The sequence below is a fragment of the Pseudomonas sp. Marseille-Q5115 genome (genome assembly GCF_916618905.1).
In the GTDB taxonomy this organism is placed as follows: domain Bacteria; phylum Pseudomonadota; class Gammaproteobacteria; order Pseudomonadales; family Pseudomonadaceae; genus Aquipseudomonas; species Aquipseudomonas japonica_A.
The window spans coordinates 1,245,774-1,262,016 of record NZ_CAKAKI010000001.1; the positions used below are offsets into that span (position 1 = coordinate 1,245,774).

General features: G+C 62.2%; 15 protein-coding genes. 11 read left to right on the forward strand and 4 right to left on the reverse strand.

Annotation, left to right across the window (positions count from 1 at the left end):
• Positions 1 to 5: 5 nt before the first annotated feature.
• Entirely contained in the window at positions 6 to 1,922 is a 1,917-nt protein-coding gene (locus LG385_RS05990) for an ATP-binding cassette domain-containing protein (RefSeq protein ID WP_225773187.1), read from the forward strand.
• A gap of 50 nt (positions 1,923 to 1,972) precedes the next feature.
• Here the strand turns inward: LG385_RS05990 and LG385_RS05995 are convergent, their stop codons facing one another.
• Positions 1,973 to 2,428 (reverse strand): universal stress protein, encoded by a 456-nt coding sequence (locus LG385_RS05995; RefSeq protein ID WP_225773189.1) that lies wholly within the window; start codon positions 2,426 to 2,428, stop codon positions 1,973 to 1,975.
• 111 nt (positions 2,429 to 2,539) lie between these two features.
• Between LG385_RS05995 and LG385_RS06000 the strand changes: the two genes are divergently transcribed.
• Positions 2,540 to 2,983: a hypothetical protein gene (locus tag LG385_RS06000; RefSeq protein ID WP_225773191.1), complete on the forward strand. Its 444-nt coding sequence runs from the start codon at positions 2,540 to 2,542 to the stop codon at positions 2,981 to 2,983.
• Here the strand turns inward: LG385_RS06000 and LG385_RS06005 are convergent.
• Positions 2,980 to 4,614 (reverse strand): methyl-accepting chemotaxis protein, encoded by a 1,635-nt coding sequence (locus LG385_RS06005; protein WP_225773193.1) that lies wholly within the window; start codon positions 4,612 to 4,614, stop codon positions 2,980 to 2,982. The two genes, LG385_RS06000 and LG385_RS06005, sit on opposite strands and share 4 nt — an antisense overlap.
• Before the next feature lie 518 nt (positions 4,615 to 5,132).
• Here LG385_RS06005 and fadB point away from each other — a divergent pair.
• From fadB to LG385_RS06035, 6 genes are all read left to right on the forward strand, one after another.
• Positions 5,133 to 7,280, forward strand: a complete 2,148-nt coding sequence (gene fadB / locus LG385_RS06010) for a fatty acid oxidation complex subunit alpha FadB (protein WP_225773195.1) — start codon at positions 5,133 to 5,135, stop codon at positions 7,278 to 7,280.
• 31 nt (positions 7,281 to 7,311) lie between these two features.
• Entirely contained in the window at positions 7,312 to 8,487 is a 1,176-nt protein-coding gene (gene fadA / locus LG385_RS06015) for an acetyl-CoA C-acyltransferase FadA (RefSeq protein ID WP_181112491.1), read from the forward strand.
• 74 nt (positions 8,488 to 8,561) lie between these two features.
• Positions 8,562 to 8,813 (forward strand): DUF1653 domain-containing protein, encoded by a 252-nt coding sequence (locus LG385_RS06020; protein WP_181112489.1) that lies wholly within the window; start codon positions 8,562 to 8,564, stop codon positions 8,811 to 8,813.
• A 96-nt stretch (positions 8,814 to 8,909) separates the two neighbouring features.
• A complete protein-coding gene (gene topA, locus LG385_RS06025; RefSeq protein WP_225773197.1) occupies positions 8,910 to 11,513 on the forward strand; it encodes a type I DNA topoisomerase in 2,604 nt (867 codons plus the stop codon).
• A 44-nt stretch (positions 11,514 to 11,557) separates the two neighbouring features.
• Positions 11,558 to 12,082 carry a DUF6586 family protein gene (locus LG385_RS06030; protein ID WP_225773198.1) on the forward strand — a complete coding sequence of 175 codons (525 nt, stop codon included), beginning with the start codon at positions 11,558 to 11,560 and terminating at the stop codon, positions 12,080 to 12,082.
• 51 nt (positions 12,083 to 12,133) lie between these two features.
• The gene (locus LG385_RS06035; protein WP_181112483.1) at positions 12,134 to 12,367 is read left to right on the forward strand and encodes a hypothetical protein; all 234 of its coding nucleotides are present in this window, start codon (positions 12,134 to 12,136) and stop codon (positions 12,365 to 12,367) included.
• A 19-nt stretch (positions 12,368 to 12,386) separates the two neighbouring features.
• On the opposite strand, the gene sulA is transcribed toward LG385_RS06035, so the two are convergent.
• Positions 12,387 to 12,872 (reverse strand): SOS-induced cell division inhibitor SulA, encoded by a 486-nt coding sequence (sulA, locus tag LG385_RS06040; protein ID WP_225773200.1) that lies wholly within the window; start codon positions 12,870 to 12,872, stop codon positions 12,387 to 12,389.
• Between the two features lie 13 nt (positions 12,873 to 12,885).
• The gene (gene lexA, locus LG385_RS06045) at positions 12,886 to 13,497 is read right to left on the reverse strand and encodes a transcriptional repressor LexA (protein WP_181112479.1); all 612 of its coding nucleotides are present in this window, start codon (positions 13,495 to 13,497) and stop codon (positions 12,886 to 12,888) included.
• 186 nt (positions 13,498 to 13,683) lie between these two features.
• On the opposite strand from lexA, the gene LG385_RS06050 reads away from it, so the two are divergent.
• The 3 genes from LG385_RS06050 (at position 13,684) to LG385_RS06060 (ending at position 16,218) form a co-directional block, all read left to right on the forward strand.
• Positions 13,684 to 14,382 (forward strand): TetR/AcrR family transcriptional regulator, encoded by a 699-nt coding sequence (locus LG385_RS06050; protein WP_181120366.1) that lies wholly within the window; start codon positions 13,684 to 13,686, stop codon positions 14,380 to 14,382.
• A 67-nt stretch (positions 14,383 to 14,449) separates the two neighbouring features.
• Positions 14,450 to 15,478 carry a beta-N-acetylhexosaminidase gene (gene nagZ, locus LG385_RS06055; RefSeq protein ID WP_225773201.1) on the forward strand — a complete coding sequence of 343 codons (1,029 nt, stop codon included), beginning with the start codon at positions 14,450 to 14,452 and terminating at the stop codon, positions 15,476 to 15,478.
• A 2-nt stretch (positions 15,479 to 15,480) separates the two neighbouring features.
• On the forward strand, positions 15,481 to 16,218 hold the full coding sequence (locus LG385_RS06060) for an S-methyl-5'-thioinosine phosphorylase (protein WP_225773203.1): 738 nt from the start codon (positions 15,481 to 15,483) through the stop codon (positions 16,216 to 16,218).
• Positions 16,219 to 16,243 lie beyond the last annotated feature (25 nt).

Here is a 16,243-nt window from a genome sequence, read left to right on the forward strand (position 1 = left end):
ATCCCATGACCCTGCTCAAACTGAGCGATGTTTCCCTCGCCTACGGCGCCATGCCGTTGCTCGACAAGGTTTCCTGGCAGATCGCCCGCGGCGAGCGGGTCTGCATCATCGGCCGCAACGGCACTGGCAAATCCAGCATGCTGCGGCTGGTACGCGGCGACCAGAAGCCCGACGACGGTGACATCTGGCGCGCGCCAGGGCTGAAAATCGGCGAGCTTCCCCAGGAACTGCCGCGTGCCGACGACCGCACCGTGTTCGACGTGGTGGCCGAGGGGCTGGCAGGGGTAGGCGAATTGCTGGCTCAGTACCACCACCTGAGCCAGAACATCGTCAGCGACGCCGACCTGGACGCGCTCATGCACGTTCAGCAAGAGCTCGAAGCCCGCGATGGCTGGCGCCTGCAGCAACTGGTGGACAGTACCTTGAGCCGCCTGCAACTGCCGGCCGACAAAACCCTCGCCGAGCTGTCCGGTGGCTGGCGCCGCCGCGTGCTGCTGGCTCAGGCGCTGGTGTCCGAGCCAGACCTGCTGTTGCTCGACGAACCCACCAACCACCTGGACATCGGCGCCATCGCCTGGCTCGAGGAAGCCCTCGCCGGCTTCGGCGGGGCCGTGCTGTTCATCACCCACGACCGTGCCTTCCTGCAAAACCTGGCCACGCGCATCCTGGAGCTGGACCGCGGCCACATGATCGACTGGAATGGCGACTACGCCAGCTTCCTGGTGCACAAGGAAGCCGAACTTGCCGCCGAGGAGACCGCCAACGCGCTATTCGACAAGCGGCTGGCGCAGGAAGAAGTATGGATTCGTCAGGGCATCAAGGCCCGGCGTACCCGCAACGAAGGTCGCGTACGCGCACTGAAGGCATTGCGTTCGGAGCGGGGCGAGCGCCGCGAGCGCCAGGGCAAGGCCAACATCCAGCTGGATGTGGCGGACAAGTCCGGCAAGCAGGTGATCGTGCTGGAGAACGTCAGCTACGCGCACCCCGGCGGGCCGTTGCTGGTCAAGGATTTCTCCATGGTGCTGCAGCGCGAGGACCGTATCGGCCTGCTGGGCGCCAACGGCACCGGGAAAACCACGCTGCTCAAGCTGATGCTGGGCGACCTTCAGCCCACCGCGGGCTCGGTAGAGCAGGGCACACGCCTGGAGGTGGCCTACTTCGACCAGCTGCGCATGCAGCTTGACCTGGAAAAAACCGTGATCGACAACCTGGCCGAAGGTCGGGATTTCATCGAGATCGACGGCCAGAGCCGCCACGTACTCAGCTACCTGGGCGACTTCCTGTTCAGCCCTCAGCGGGCGCGTACTCCGGTGAAGGCGCTGTCCGGCGGCGAACGTGCTCGCCTCCTGCTGGCCAAGCTGTTCAGCAAGCCCGCCAACCTGCTGGTGCTGGACGAACCCACCAACGACCTGGACGTGGAAACCCTCGAGCTGCTCGAGGAGGTGCTCTCGGCATTCAAGGGCACTGTACTCATGGTCAGCCACGACCGGGCATTCCTGGATAACGTGGTCACCAGCACCCTGGTGTTCGAGGGCGATGGCCAGGTGCGGGAATACGTGGGCGGCTATCAGGACTGGATTCGCCAGGGCGGCTCGGCCAAGTTGCTGGGCGTGAAGGAAGCCAAGGCGCAGAAAGCGGAGCCTGTGGCGTCAGCCAGCCCCGCGCCAGCAGCGTCGGCGCCTGCACCTGCACCTGCACCTGCCAAAAAGAAACTCAGTTACAAGGTGCAACGCGAGCTCGAAGCCTTGCCGGGGCAGATCGAAGATATCGAGTCGCAGATGGCGGCCGTGCAAGCGCAGATCGGATCGCCGGGCTTTTACCAGCGCCCGGCTGCGGAAACCACCGCCGTGCTCGCCAGCCTGGATAGCCTGCAAGCTCGCCATGATGCGCTGGTAGAGCGCTGGGCCGAACTGGACGAGTAAGGGGCTCCGCAATCAGGCGTCGGTGGGCGCCTGATGGAGGAATGTGGCCTTCAACCGGCTTTTTCGGCTTTCATTCGATCCAGTCGCACTGCCAGCACGTCACACGGCGCGCCGTGCAGAACGTCATTGGAGGTTGAGCCCAGCAGCAGGCCCAGGCCATGGCGGCCATGGCTACCCACGATAATCAGGTCGTAGCCCTTGTCCTTGGCCAGTTTGTGGATTTCCTGGCGCGGCTGGCCGTAGGTCAGGTGGCAGAATTCCTCGGAAACATCCGGATATTTGCCGCGCAGGGTGCGCATGCGCTCCTTGGCCTGATCGAATTGCTGCTGCTGAAGCTGGGAAAGGTCCATGGGCACGTCGCCGCCGAAGGCCATTGCCATGGGTTCCACGATATGAACCAGCGACAGCTTCGCGCCAGTGGCTTCTGCAAGGGCGCGGGCGCGTTTGATGACCGGGTCGCATTCCTCGGTCAGATCCACGGCTACGAGGATATGTTGATAGGACATGGCGTGGTGCTCCAGACAGAAGTATTAGCTTGATTATGGCCCTTTCATGGGGAATGCATAGGTAGTGGCGCATTCTCCAAGGGGTTGTTTGTAAATCGCGGGGAGAGTTCTATGACGGTCTGGATAGTGGTGTCAATCCTGGCGGTGATTTTAAGCCCCCTGGCCTGGCTACGCCCCTCACGCAAACAGAGCGGTCGCATGGCGTGTCGCATGAAGGCCCGCGCGCTGGGCCTGGGCATGCAGTTGGCGCCGCAGCAGTGGCCGCACTGGATGCCGGCCCACCTGCCTACACCCGCTGCACAGTATCACCGACCGCGGCCCTCGCCGGTTGGCGCGGATTGGACATGGTGGCAGCCAGAGCCCGGCCAATGGGTAAACCAGTGGCGCGAGCCGTGCACGAACGCTGCCCTGCTGGAGCAGTTGAACGGGCTGCCGGCCGACGTGTGGAAGGTTGAAGCGCAGCGACAGATGGTCAGCGCAGTGTGGGGCGAGGGTGGCGGGGAGGGCCAGGCAGAGGCTATCGACCGGGCCCTGCGAGCGCTCGCCACACGCTAGATCCGGAACTGGCGCAACGCTCCGTTCAACTGCTCGCTAAGGTTTTTCATCTCCGCGCTGGTGCGGCTCGATTGTTCCGCCGCCGCTGCAGTCCCCTGGGACAGCCCGGCAGCCTGAGCCACATTCTGGTTGATGTCTTCCACCACGTGGCTTTGTTGCAGGGTGGCACTGGCGATGGACGCGTTGAGCTGGTTCAGCGTGCGCAAGGCATGCACCACTGCCTCCAGGCTTCGGCCGGCGGCGCTGGCCTGCTCGATGGTCAGGCGCGACGCCTCGCTGCTTTCGTTGATGACCTTCACTGCGGCTTCGGAGCGGTGCCGCAGCCGCTCGGTCATGGCCTGGATCTGGGCCGTGGATTTCTGCGTGCGCTGCGCAAGCAGGCGCACTTCGTCAGCTACCACGGCAAACCCCCTGCCTTGATCGCCGGCCCGCGCGGCTTCGATGGCAGCGTTCAAGGCCAGCAGGTTGGTTTGCTCGGCGATCGAACTGATCACGTCCAGCACACCGCCTATCTCGGTGCTTTCGGCCGCCAGGGTGCGGATCACCTCCACGGCTTGGTTGATGGTGGCGGAAAGCTGGTCGATCTGCTGAACACTACCGCTGATACTGGCCTGGCCGTCGAGGGCCTGAGCTTCGGCCTTGCGCATTTCGCTGGCCGCGTGCTCGGCGGTACGGGCAACATCCTGAACGCCATGGGTGACCTCGCCGATGGCGGTGGCCACCCGGTCCATTTGTTCGCACTGGCGCGAGCTACTTGACTGGGCTTCCAGGGCATTGCCGCCCAGCGCTTGTGACGAGCGGCCAAGCTCATCGGCCGACGCCTGCAGCGATCCCACCATTGCGCGCATTTTTCGCGTGAATGCGTTGAAATGGCCGCTCAGTTGGGTAATTTCGTCATTGCCTTCAGCGTGGAGTTCACGGGTGAGGTCGCCGTCCCCGCTGGCAATGTTCGCCATTGCGCTGACCGAGGCGCGCAGCGGATGGACGATGCTGCGGGCGATGGCAACAATGGCCAGGGCCATCATCAGCGCGATGACCGCCGCCGCGATCAACACGCGGACCACTTGGGCGGTGAATTCGGCCTTCACGTCGTCCACGTACACGCCCGAGCCGATCACCCAGCCCCAGGGTTGGAACAGCTGTACGTAGGAGGTTTTGGCCACGGGCGCGCTGGCGCCTGGTTTGGGCCAGCGGTAATTCACTATTCCAGCGCCCTTGGCCTTCGCCACGGCCACCATTTCGTTGAATACCGCAAAGCCATCAGGGTCGCGAATGCCCGAAAGGTCCTGACCATCGAGCTTGGCATTGGTAGGGTGCATCACCATCACCGGGCGAAGGTCATTGATCCAGAAATAATCCGCGCCTCCATAGCGCAGGCCGCGCACCGCAGCGATGGCTTGCTGCTGGGCCGCTTCGTGGGTCAGCGCTCCGGTCTTTTCAAGGCCGTTGAAGTATTCCAGCAAGCCTGCCGCGGTTTGCACGACATGCATGGTTTTCTGGGCCTTGGCTTGATAAAGATCGTCATGAATTTGCTTGAGCATGAACAGGCCAAGCGCGGCGAGCATGCCGAGGGCCAACAGCAGGATAAGCCACAGCCGGCGGCTGATGGACAGGTTGCGCAGCACCTTCATGGGGCTTTCTCCGCATTGTTGTTGTGTGGGGGAGCGAAGCGTAAGGACGTACATGGCGGCCAGGAAGCCGGCTGTAACGGGATGTCGGCCGGCCTTGCGAAGAACTTGAGGGCAAGGCGCCGAACGGCAGGCAATAAAAAGCCCGACACGAGGGTCGGGCGAGGCCAGGCAGGCCGGTGAATGGCCGCGATCATACGCCTCTGGCACCAATGCGTGGCATGAATTCGTGCCCATTCATCGCTGCGCGGTGCTTGGGCGGCACGTTCCGTAGAGGGCACTATATGTGCCGCTGTCTACGCTCAAGCTGTTCAGGAAAAATGACCGAGCGGTCGCGACGGTGGCCTGTTTTCGGGCGATTGACATTCCAAGGGTTTTCGCTGAAGGTGTGCACACCCGAATCAAACGGGCGTATGAATCGAGCGTTTGCCATCGCTTCATCGTCCGAACGCGTGTTGGCGGGTAAGCCTCATGGCTGCTCCAATGCGTAACGTTTAGCTTCCATTCCTGGAGATCAGTTGATGATTTACGAAGGTAAAGCCATCACGGTTAAGGCTCTTGAAAGTGGCATCGTCGAACTGAATTTCGACCTCAAGGGTGAGTCCGTCAACAAGTTCAACCGCCTTACCCTCAGCGAGCTGCGCGAGGCGGTGGAAGCGCTCAAGGCCGATGCGTCGGTCAAGGGCGTGGTGGTTACCAGTGGCAAGGATGTGTTCATTGTCGGCGCTGATATCACCGAGTTCGTCGATAACTTCAAGTTGCCCGAAGCCGAGCTGACCGCCGGAAACCTCGAAGTCAACCGGATCTTCAGCGATTTCGAAGACCTGGCATGCCCTACCGTGGTCGCGATCAACGGCATCGCCTTGGGTGGTGGCCTGGAAATGGCCCTGGCAGCAGACTTCCGCGTGATGTCCACGGCGGCGAAGATCGGCTTGCCTGAAGTGAAGCTGGGCATCTACCCAGGTTTTGGCGGTACCGTTCGCCTGCCGCGCCTGATCGGCGCTGATAACGCCATCGAATGGATTGCCTCCGGCAAGGAACAGCGCCCGGACGACGCCCTGAAAGTTGGCGCCGTGGACGTGGTGGTTGCGCCTGAGCTGCTTCAGGCCGCCGCGCTGGACTTGCTCAAGCGCGCTATCTCCGGCGAAATCGACCATCTGGCTCGTCGCCAGCCCAAGCTGGAAAAGCTCAAGCTGAACGCCATCGAGCAAATGATGGCTTTCGAAACCGCCAAGGGCTTCGTTGCTGGCCAGGCCGGGCCGAACTACCCGGCACCGGTAGAGGCGATCAAATCCATCCAGAAAGCCGCGAACTTCGGTCGCGACAAGGCACTGGAAATCGAAGCCGCCGGCTTCGTGAAGATGGCCAAGACCTCTGCCGCCGAAAGCCTGATCGGGCTGTTCCTGAACGATCAGGAGCTCAAGCGCAAGGCCAAGGTGTATGACAAGCAGGCCCGTGAGGTAAATCAGGCGGCTGTATTGGGCGCTGGCATCATGGGTGGGGGCATCGCCTACCAGTCGGCGTACAAAGGCACCCCGATCCTGATGAAGGACATCAATGAGAAGGGTATCGAGCAGGGCCTCAACGAAGCCTCCAAGCTGTTGGGCAAGCAGGTCGAAAAAGGCCGCCTGACCCCTGCGAAGATGGCGGTTGCCCTCAATGCCATCCGCCCGACGCTGTCCTATGGCGATTTTGGCCACGTGGACATCGTGGTCGAGGCCGTGGTCGAGAACCCGAAGGTCAAGCAAGCCGTGTTGGCCGAAGTGGAAAACCACGTGAAGGACGACGCCATTCTGGCTTCGAACACCTCCACCATTTCCATCAGCCTGCTGGCCAAGGCCCTGAAGCGCCCCGAGAACTTCGTGGGCATGCACTTCTTCAACCCGGTGCATATGATGCCGCTGGTGGAAGTGATCCGTGGCGAGAAGTCCAGCGAGCAAGCGGTAGCCACCACCGTCGCCTATGCCAAGAAAATGGGCAAGAACCCGATCGTGGTCAACGACTGCCCGGGCTTTTTGGTCAACCGTGTGCTGTTCCCGTACTTCGGCGGTTTCGCCAAGCTGGTGAGCGCGGGCGTGGACTTCGTGCGCATCGACAAGGTCATGGAAAAATTCGGCTGGCCCATGGGCCCTGCGTACCTGATGGACGTAGTCGGCATCGACACCGGCCACCACGGTCGTGATGTGATGGCCGAAGGCTTCCCGGACCGCATGAAGGACGACCGCCGCAGCGCCATCGACGCGCTGTATGAGGCCAACCGCCTGGGTCAGAAGAACGGCAAGGGCTTCTATGCCTACGAGACCGACAAACGTGGCAAGCCGAAGAAAGTGGCCGATGCCGCAGTACTGGACGTGCTCAAGCCGGTCATTTACGAGCAGCGCGAAGTCACCGACGAAGACATCATCAACTGGATGATGATCCCGCTGTGCCTGGAGACGGTTCGCTGCCTTGAAGACGGCATCGTTGAAACCGCAGCCGAAGCGGACATGGGCCTGGTGTACGGTATCGGCTTCCCTCCCTTCCGCGGTGGCGCACTGCGTTACATCGACGCGATCGGTGTGGCCGAGTTCGTAGCCATTGCCGACCGTTACGCCGAGCTGGGCCCGCTGTACCACCCCACCGAGAAGCTGCGCGAAATGGCCCGTACCGGCCAGCGTTTCTTCGGTTGAGCCGCCCGACAACAGAGCGAGATTTTGCACTATGAGCCTGAATCCAAGAGATGTGGTGATCGTCGACTTCGGTCGTACACCCATGGGCCGCTCCAAGGGCGGCATGCATCGCAATACCCGCGCCGAGAACATGTCGGCGTTGCTGATCGACCAGCTGCTGGCGCGTAACCCGGGTGTAGACCCCAACGAAGTCGAAGACGTGATCTGGGGCTGCGTGAACCAGACCCTCGAGCAAGGCTGGAACATCGCGCGCATGGCATCGCTGATGACGCGCATTCCTCACACGTCGGCGGCGCAAACCGTGAGCCGCCTGTGCGGTTCGTCCATGAGCGCGCTGCACACCGCTGCCCAGGCCATCCAGACCGGCAACGGCGATGTGTTTGTGATCGGCGGCGTGGAGCACATGGGCCACGTGAGCATGATGCACGGCGTGGACCCGAACCCCCATATGTCGCTGCATGCGGCCAAAGCCGCCGGCATGATGGGCCTCACGGCCGAATTGCTGGGCAAGATGCACGGCATCACCCGCGAGCAGCAGGATGCCTTTGGTGTGCGTTCGCACCAATTGGCGCACAAGGCGACAGTGGAGGGCTTGTTCAAGGACGAAATCATCCCCATGGAGGGGTATGACGAGAACGGCTTCCTCAAGGTCTTCGACTACGACGAAACCATTCGCCCGGAAACCACGCTCGAAGGCCTGGCATCGCTCAAGCCGGCATTCAACCCCAAAGGCGGTACCGTGACTGCGGGCACTTCGTCGCAGATCACCGACGGTGCCTCGTGCATGATCGTGATGTCGGCCCAGCGCGCGAAAGACCTGGGCCTTCAGCCGATGGCGGTGATCCGCTCGATGGCGGTAGCCGGTGTCGACCCGTCGATCATGGGCTACGGGCCTGTGCCTGCTACGCAGAAGGCCCTCAAGCGTGCCGGCCTTACGGTGGCGGACATCGACTGCTTCGAGCTTAACGAGGCCTTCGCGGCGCAGGCATTGCCGGTGCTGAAAGACCTCAAGGTGCTCGACAAGATGGACGAAAAGGTGAACCTGCACGGCGGCGCGATTGCCTTGGGGCATCCTTTCGGTTGCTCGGGTGCCCGTATTTCCGGCACTCTGCTTAATGTAATGAAGCAAAAGGGCGCCACCCTCGGCGTTGCCACCATGTGTATCGGTCTGGGCCAGGGCATCACCACGGTGTTCGAACGCGTCTGATCCTGCGTGTGTCAAAGACCGGGGCCAGGCGCCCCGGTTTTTGTTTTTCAGCGTTTGAAGAAGTGAGGCGGCATATGCTGTTACAACCTGGCGTCTATCGCCATTACAAAGGCCCCGAGTACCGTGTATTCGGCGTGGCGCGCCATTCCGAGACCGAGCAGCAGGTGGTGTGCTACCAGGCGCTTTATGGCGAATACGGCCTGTGGGTGCGCCCGCTGGAGATGTTCCTGGAGTCCGTAGAGGTTGACGGCGAGCAGGTACCGCGCTTTGCTTTGGTGCGGGCCGAACCCAGCCTGTTCGACGCTGCCGCGAGTGATGCCATTTAGGCACTGCGCTTGACCTCACCCGGTAGCCACTATATATAGCGGGGCCTCGAAAGGCGTCACCGCCTTCAATTTCTGTTTTTAGGAATCTTCCGATCCATGGGAAAATCGCTGGTCATTGTGGAATCCCCGGCCAAGGCCAAGACGATCAACAAGTACCTGGGCAACCAGTACGTGGTGAAGTCCAGTATCGGCCATATCCGTGACCTGCCTACCAGCGGTTCGTCCACCTCCAAGGAGCCGGCCGCCCGCAAGGCCAAGGCGGCGGGCGAGGCCCCGGCATTAACACCGCGTGAGAAGGCGCGGCGTACGCTGGTAGCGCGCATGGGGGTCGATCCCGACCATGGCTGGAAGGCCAAGTACGAAATCCTTCCCGGCAAGGAGAAGGTCATCGATGAGCTGCGCAAGCTCGCCAAGGATGCCGACACCATCTATCTCGCAACCGACCTTGACCGCGAGGGGGAAGCCATCGCCTGGCACCTGCGCGAGGCAATCGGTGGTGACGATTCGCGTTACAAGCGAGTGGTGTTCAACGAAATCACCAAAAAGGCCATCCAGGAAGCGTTCTCGCAGCCAGGGGAGCTGGATATCGACCGTGTGAACGCGCAACAGGCGAGGCGTTTCCTCGATCGCGTGGTGGGTTACATGGTATCGCCCCTGCTCTGGCAGAAAATCGCCCGTGGCTTGTCCGCCGGGCGGGTGCAGTCCGTCGCCGTGAAGCTGGTGGTGGAGCGCGAGCGTGAAATCCGTGCGTTCATCCCTCAGGAGTATTGGGAGCTGCACGCCGACCTCGCCAGCAGCAAGGCCAAGGTGCGCTTCGAAGTAGCGCGCGAGAACGGCGAAGCCTTCAAGCCGCTCAACGAAACCCAAGCCATGGCGGCCGTGCAGAAGCTCAAGGCTTCCAGCTACACCGTGGCCAAGCGCGAGGACAAACCGACCAGTAGCAAGCCGTCGGCGCCGTTCATTACGTCCACACTGCAGCAGGCGGCGAGTAACCGCCTGGGCTTTGGCGTGAAAAAAACCATGATGATGGCCCAGCGCTTGTACGAAGCTGGCTACATCACTTATATGCGTACCGACTCCACCAACCTGTCGGTGGATGCGTTGGACATGGCACGTGCCTATATCGAAGGCAACTTCGGCAAGCAGTACCTGCCGGCCACGCCGAACGTTTATGGCAGCAAGGAAGGCGCTCAGGAAGCGCACGAGGCGATCCGCCCGTCCGATGTGAACCTGCACCCGTCGCAGCTCAACGGCATGGAGCGCGATGCAGAGCGGCTGTACGAGCTGATCTGGCGTCAGTTCCTGGCCTGCCAGATGCCACCGGCACAATACCTCTCCACCACGCTCACCGTGGCGGCCGGGGGCTTCGAACTGCGCGCCAAGGGCCGCATCCTGAAGTTCGACGGCTACACCAAAGTATTGCCACAGGTTAGCAAGCCGGGCGAAGACGACGTGCTGCCCGAAATGGCCCAGGGCGAGAAGCTGCAGCTGCTTGAGCTGGACCCCACCCAGCACTTCACCAAGCCACCGGCGCGGTACTCCGAAGCCAGCCTGGTCAAGGAAATGGAAAAGCGCGGTATTGGCCGGCCATCGACCTACGCTGCGATCATCTCCACCATTCAGGACCGTGGCTATGTGACGCTGCATAACCGTCGGTTCTATTCGGAAAAGATGGGCGACATCGTGACCGAGCGGTTGGGCGAAAGCTTCTCCAACCTCATGGACTACGGTTTTACCGCAGGCATGGAAGAGCACCTGGACGACGTTGCGCACGGCGAGCGTGACTGGAAGAACGTGCTGGACGAGTTCTACGAGGACTTCCGCGCAAAACTGGAAGTGGCCGAGGCCAGCGAAAACGGCATGCGCGCCAACCAGCCGACCCTCACGGACATTCCGTGCAAGGAGTGCGGCCGGCCGATGATGATCCGTACCGCATCCACGGGCGTCTTCCTGGGTTGCTCAGGCTACAGCCTGCCGCCCAAGGAACGTTGCAAGGCGACCATCAACCTGGTGCCCGGCGACGAGATCGCTGCGGACGACGAGGGCGAATCCGAATCCCGCGTACTGCTGAACAAGCACCGCTGCCCCATCTGCGCGACGGCGATGGATGCGTACCTGCTGGACGAGAAGCGCAAGCTGCACATCTGCGGTAACAATCCGGACTGCGCTGGCTACGAGATCGAGGAAGGCAGCTTCCGTATCAAGGGCTATGAAGGCCCGAGTATCCAGTGCGACAAGTGCGGCAGCGAAATGCAGCTCAAGACCGGCCGTTTCGGCAAGTTCTTCGGTTGCACCAACGCGTCCTGCAAGAACACGCGTAAGCTGCTGAAGAACGGCGAAGCGGCGCCGCCCAAGATGGACGCCGTGAAGATGCCGGAGTTGAAGTGCGAGAAGGTGGACGACACCTACGTGTTGCGTGACGGCGCCTCGGGCCTGTTCCTGGCCGCGAGCCAGTTCCCGAAAAACCGGGAAACCCGCGCGCCCCTGGTGCGCGAGCTGCTGCCTCACAAGGACGAGATCGATCCCAAGTATCATTTCCTCTTTGACGCACCCGTGAAGGACCCCGAAGGCCGCTTCTCGGTGATACGCTACAGCCGCAAGACCAAAGAGCAGTACGTGCAGACCGAAGTCGATGGCAAGCCTACCGGCTGGCGCGCCTTCTTCGATGGCACGGCCTGGAAGGTCGAAGACAAGCGTTGAATGCTCGGGGCCACAGTGCCCCGTTCATTTTTTCGGAGGTTCCCATGGCACATGAGTTGTATACCCGCACCAACCAGAAGCTCTATTTCGCAGGCTTGGCCCTTGAGGCGCTGGGGCGGGCGGAGCAGGGCGCTGCCATGAATGCAGCTGCGCTAGCTCAAGCAGAGCGTGAGGCAGTGCTGTTTCATCTTTACGGTGGGCTGCTGGGGCTATGCCATGAAATTGCAGGGTACTACCGGCTGAACGATGCCGACTCGCCAAAGGCGGAGCGGTTTCTTACGCCCGAAGCCTTGGCGGCCGCGCCTAACCCGCAGTTGGGGGAATTGGTGGAGCTTGCAGGCAACCGGGCAACCTGGCTGGCCAGGCTGCTTTACGAATACAACGCACTGTGGCAACCGCCACGAGCGCCACGCAAGGCCAAGCAGGACGTCACCCAACCGTTGATCCAGGCAGTAAGCCTTGATGAGCCCGAGGAACCGCCCGCACTGGGGCGGGACGAGCTGGAGGAGTGGCGCCAACAGTTGAAATCCCTGGCGGTCCGGTTCCGGGATGGGCTAAGTGAGTGCTGATTAGCTCACTGAATGTTACAATAACTGCCTTTCCCGGAGATCCCTCACGTCATGTCTACGTCTTTTCTTGAAATCGTCGAACTTCCGGATGGCCGGATCGAGCTGCGTCGCGCTGAAGACGAAGGTTCGCTGGTTACCTTGAACTTCTCCGACGATGCCAAGGCTTTTCTCCAGGGCCAGCACGTAGAAGTCGCCAAGGCCATGCTGAGCGTGGGCGTGCAAATGGCCGGCAAGCTGGTCGAGGGGGATTTCGAACACGACGACGGGCCGCGCGTACTTCACTGAGGCCGGCGGCCGTTGGGCTTCAGCCCAGGCGGATATTCAGGCTTTGCGCGTCGCCTTGGCGCGCGGCGGTCACAAGCTGCTGGCGCCCGTTTGTATTCAGCGGGTTGACCCAACTGACTACTGTATGGCTTCTGCCAAGGCGAAGTACTTCGCAGGCCAGCTGCAGGGGCGTTTGATTGGCCCGTGGTTGCAGCAGCAGGATGCGTTCGCGGTTGAGTCCGGCATCGCGTAGCCAGTTCTGGGTCAAACTGGCCGGCGGCGCTACCAGCGTGAGCCAGCGCATATGCTCCCCCTCGCTCAGCTCCCGTAGCATCGGTGCCAAAAGGCTAAGGCAGTTTCCCGTTGCCCCCCGAAGGCTCAGCTCGCTGAACACCTCGGGTGCCTGGCTTGGCCAGCCTTCTACAGGGGCTTTCTGAAAAGCCTGACCGGGCGGCGCGATAAAGGCTTCGAACAACGACAGCTGGGTATGCTGGGCGTTATTGGGCACTATCGTGGAAAACTGCATTGTCGCCTCCTGTTTATCGGCGTATGACGCCAACGCTAAGCCCTTCGATCACCAGATCCTGCTCGCGCAGGTCCACTTCGATAGGCGCGAATTCCGGGTTTTCAGCCAGCAGCTGAACCTTGTGGCCGACACGGTTGAACCGTTTGACGGTGACTTCCTCGCCGATGCGAGCGACGACGATCTGGCCGTTGCGCGCTTCCCGGCAGGTATGGACCGCGAGCAGGTCGCCATCGAAGATGCCCACATCCTTCATGCTCATGCCATGCACGCGGAGCAGGTAATCTGCGCGTGGATGGAAGAAGGCCGGATTGATGTCGCACGTGGTCTCGATATGCTGTTCGGCTAGAATCGGGGCGCCGGCCGCTACACGGCCAATGACCGGCAACGAGGTATCGTTGGCCGAGCGCGGTTCGGCGCCAGGAATGCGAATGCCACGGGATGCACCTGGGGTCATTTCAATGGCGCCCTTGCGGGCCAGCGCCTTGAGGTGCTCCTCGGCGGCGTTGGGGGACTTGAAGCCCAGCTCTTGAGCGATTTCGGCGCGGGTAGGGGGGAAGCCGTTGTCATCGAGGCAACGCTTGATGAAGGCAAGGATTTCGGCCTGGCGTGGCGTTAGTTTCTGCATGGCGTTGGCTCTGGCTTTTTATACAGTGCCTGGAATTATATACAGTATGCAGCGCTTGGCAATCCTTTCCGCTGGCGCTTCGCTGCTTGAAAGCGCGGCCGTATGGCTGGAAAATGCGCGGCCAGCTTGACAACGCGAGCGGGCCAAACGTATGTTTCAAACACCTGTTTGTCAGCCGGAGCACCCATGGCACAGTCGGAAACCGTCGAGCGCATTCTCGATGCCGCCGAACAACTGTTCGCGGAGAAGGGGTTCGCCGAAACGTCCCTGCGCCTCATCACTGGCAAGGCGGGGGTCAACCTGGCCGCCGTCAATTATCATTTCGGGTCTAAAAAGGCCTTGATCCAGGCCGTGTTCTCACGCTTCCTGGGGCCATTCTGCGCCAGCCTCGATCGGGAGCTGGAGCGCCGCGCCGCCCGCCCCGAGCACAAGGCCAGCCTGGAAGAACTGCTGGAAATCCTTGTGGATCAGGCGCTGTCTGTACAGCCGCGCAGCAATAATGACCTGTCCATTTTCATGCGTTTGCTCGGCCTGGCCTTCAGCGAGAGCCAGGGCCATTTGCGGCGCTACCTGGAAGACATGTACGGCAAGGTATTTCGCCGTTACATGCTGCTGGTGAATGAAGCTGCGCCGGGCATCCCGGCGCTCGAGCTGTTCTGGCGGGTGCACTTCATGCTAGGTGCTGCGGCGTTCAGCATGTCGGGTATCAAGGCGCTGAGGGCGATCGCGGAGAACGACTTCGGGGTGGACACCTCCATCGAGCAGGTCATGCGGTTGATGGTGCCGTTCCTGGCGGCCGGCATGCGTGCCGACAGCGGCGTAAGCGACCCTGCCATGTCTTCTGCGCAATTGCGCCCCCGCAGCAAAGCGCCGGCCAAGGCCTGAGCCGCGCACGACAGCCCGGCCCGGATTGGGTAAAGTAGCGGCCCCGCTGCTTTCCCAAGGATTTCCAATGAGCGCCAGCCTTCAAGGCTCTCTGATGGTCGACGTTGCCGGCACCTGGCTCACCGCCGAAGACCGCCACTTGCTACGCCAGCCCCAGGTGGGCGGGCTCATCCTTTTTGCTCGCAACATCGACCACCCACGCCAGGTGCGTGACCTGTGCGCCAGCATTCGCGCCATACGGCCGGACCTGATCATCGCCGTGGACCAGGAAGGGGGCCGCGTGCAGCGCTTGCGCCGAGGATTTGTCCGCCTGCCAGCCATGGGCCGTATAGCACAGGCCGCGAAAGGCGCTGATGCGCAAGTGCTTGCCACCCATTGCGGCTGGATAATGGCGACCGAAGTCCTCGCCGCAGGGCTGGACCTGAGCTTCGCGCCGGTGCTGGACCTGGATTACGGGCGCAGCGCTGTGATCGGGGCCCGTTCGTTCAGCGGCGACGCGCAAACGGCAACCGCTCTGGCCGGGGCGTTCATCGATGGCATGAATCAGGCGGGCATGGCCGCATGTGGCAAGCATTTCCCCGGCCACGGTTGGGCCGAGGCCGATTCCCACGTAGCCATCCCAGTAGATGAGCGCGACCTGCCAACCCTGCGTGCGGGCGACATGCAACCGTTCATTCAGCTGCGCGCCAGGCTGGCGGCGGTGATGCCGGCCCACGTGATCTATCCAGCGGTGGATGAACGCCCCGCGGGCTTTTCGCGCCGCTGGCTTCAGGAAATCCTCCGAGGCGAGCTGGGCTTCGAGGGTGTGATCTTCAGTGACGACCTGTCCATGGCGGGTGCTCACGTTGCAGGCGACGCGGCCGCTCGCATCGAAGCTGCGCTGAGCGCCGGCTGTGACATGGGCCTGGTGTGCAACGACCGCGCCGCCGCCGAGCTGGCCCTGGTTGCTGCCCAGCGCCTTGGTGTAACCCCACCCGCGCGGCTGGCAGGCATGCGCCGCCGCGCTCACCCTTCCCTTGAATATCGGCAGCAGCCTCGCTGGCTCCAAGCGCTGGGTGCGCTTCGCCGGGCGGGCCTGCTTGAGCCTGGAGCTTGATCATGACCACGTACGCAATCATTGGCGGCACCGGGCTTACCCAGCTTGATGGGCTAAAAATACACCGCTCGGTAGACATCGAAACCCCTTACGGCGCCCCGTCCGCGCCAGTGCTGGTGGGCGAATACGCAGGCCGCGAAGTGCTGTTTCTGGCTCGTCACGGTCATCCGCACCGCTTTCCTCCCCACAAAGTGAACTACCGGGCCAACCTTTGGGCGCTGAAGCAGGCCGGCGCCGAGGCGGTGCTGGCGGTGAATGCGGTAGGCGGTATTCATTCGGCGATGGGCACGGGGCATTTTTGCGTGCCGCACCAGGTGATCGACTACACCAGCGGGCGTGAGCATACCTACTTCGCCGACGACCTGGAGCAGGTCACGCACATCGACTTCAGCTACCCCTACAGCGAGCCCCTGCGCCAGCAACTGATTGCCGCGCTGGCCGCCGAGGGGCATGGCTTTAGCGACTTTGGCGTGTACGGCGCCACCCAGGGACCACGGCTGGAGACCGTCGCCGAAATTGCCCGGATGGAGCGCGACGGCTGCGACATCGTTGGCATGACCGGCATGCCGGAGGCAGCGTTGGCCCGGGAAATCGACCTGGCGTATGCCTGCCTGGCTCTGGTGGTGAACCCGGCTGCGGGCAAAAGTACCGACGTGATTACCATGGCGGAAATCGAGGAAGCCCTGCACCAGGGGATCGGCAAGGTGAGAGGCGTATTGGGCAGGGTGCTGGCAGCCTGATTAGACCCCGCCCGGAGCCGGCGCC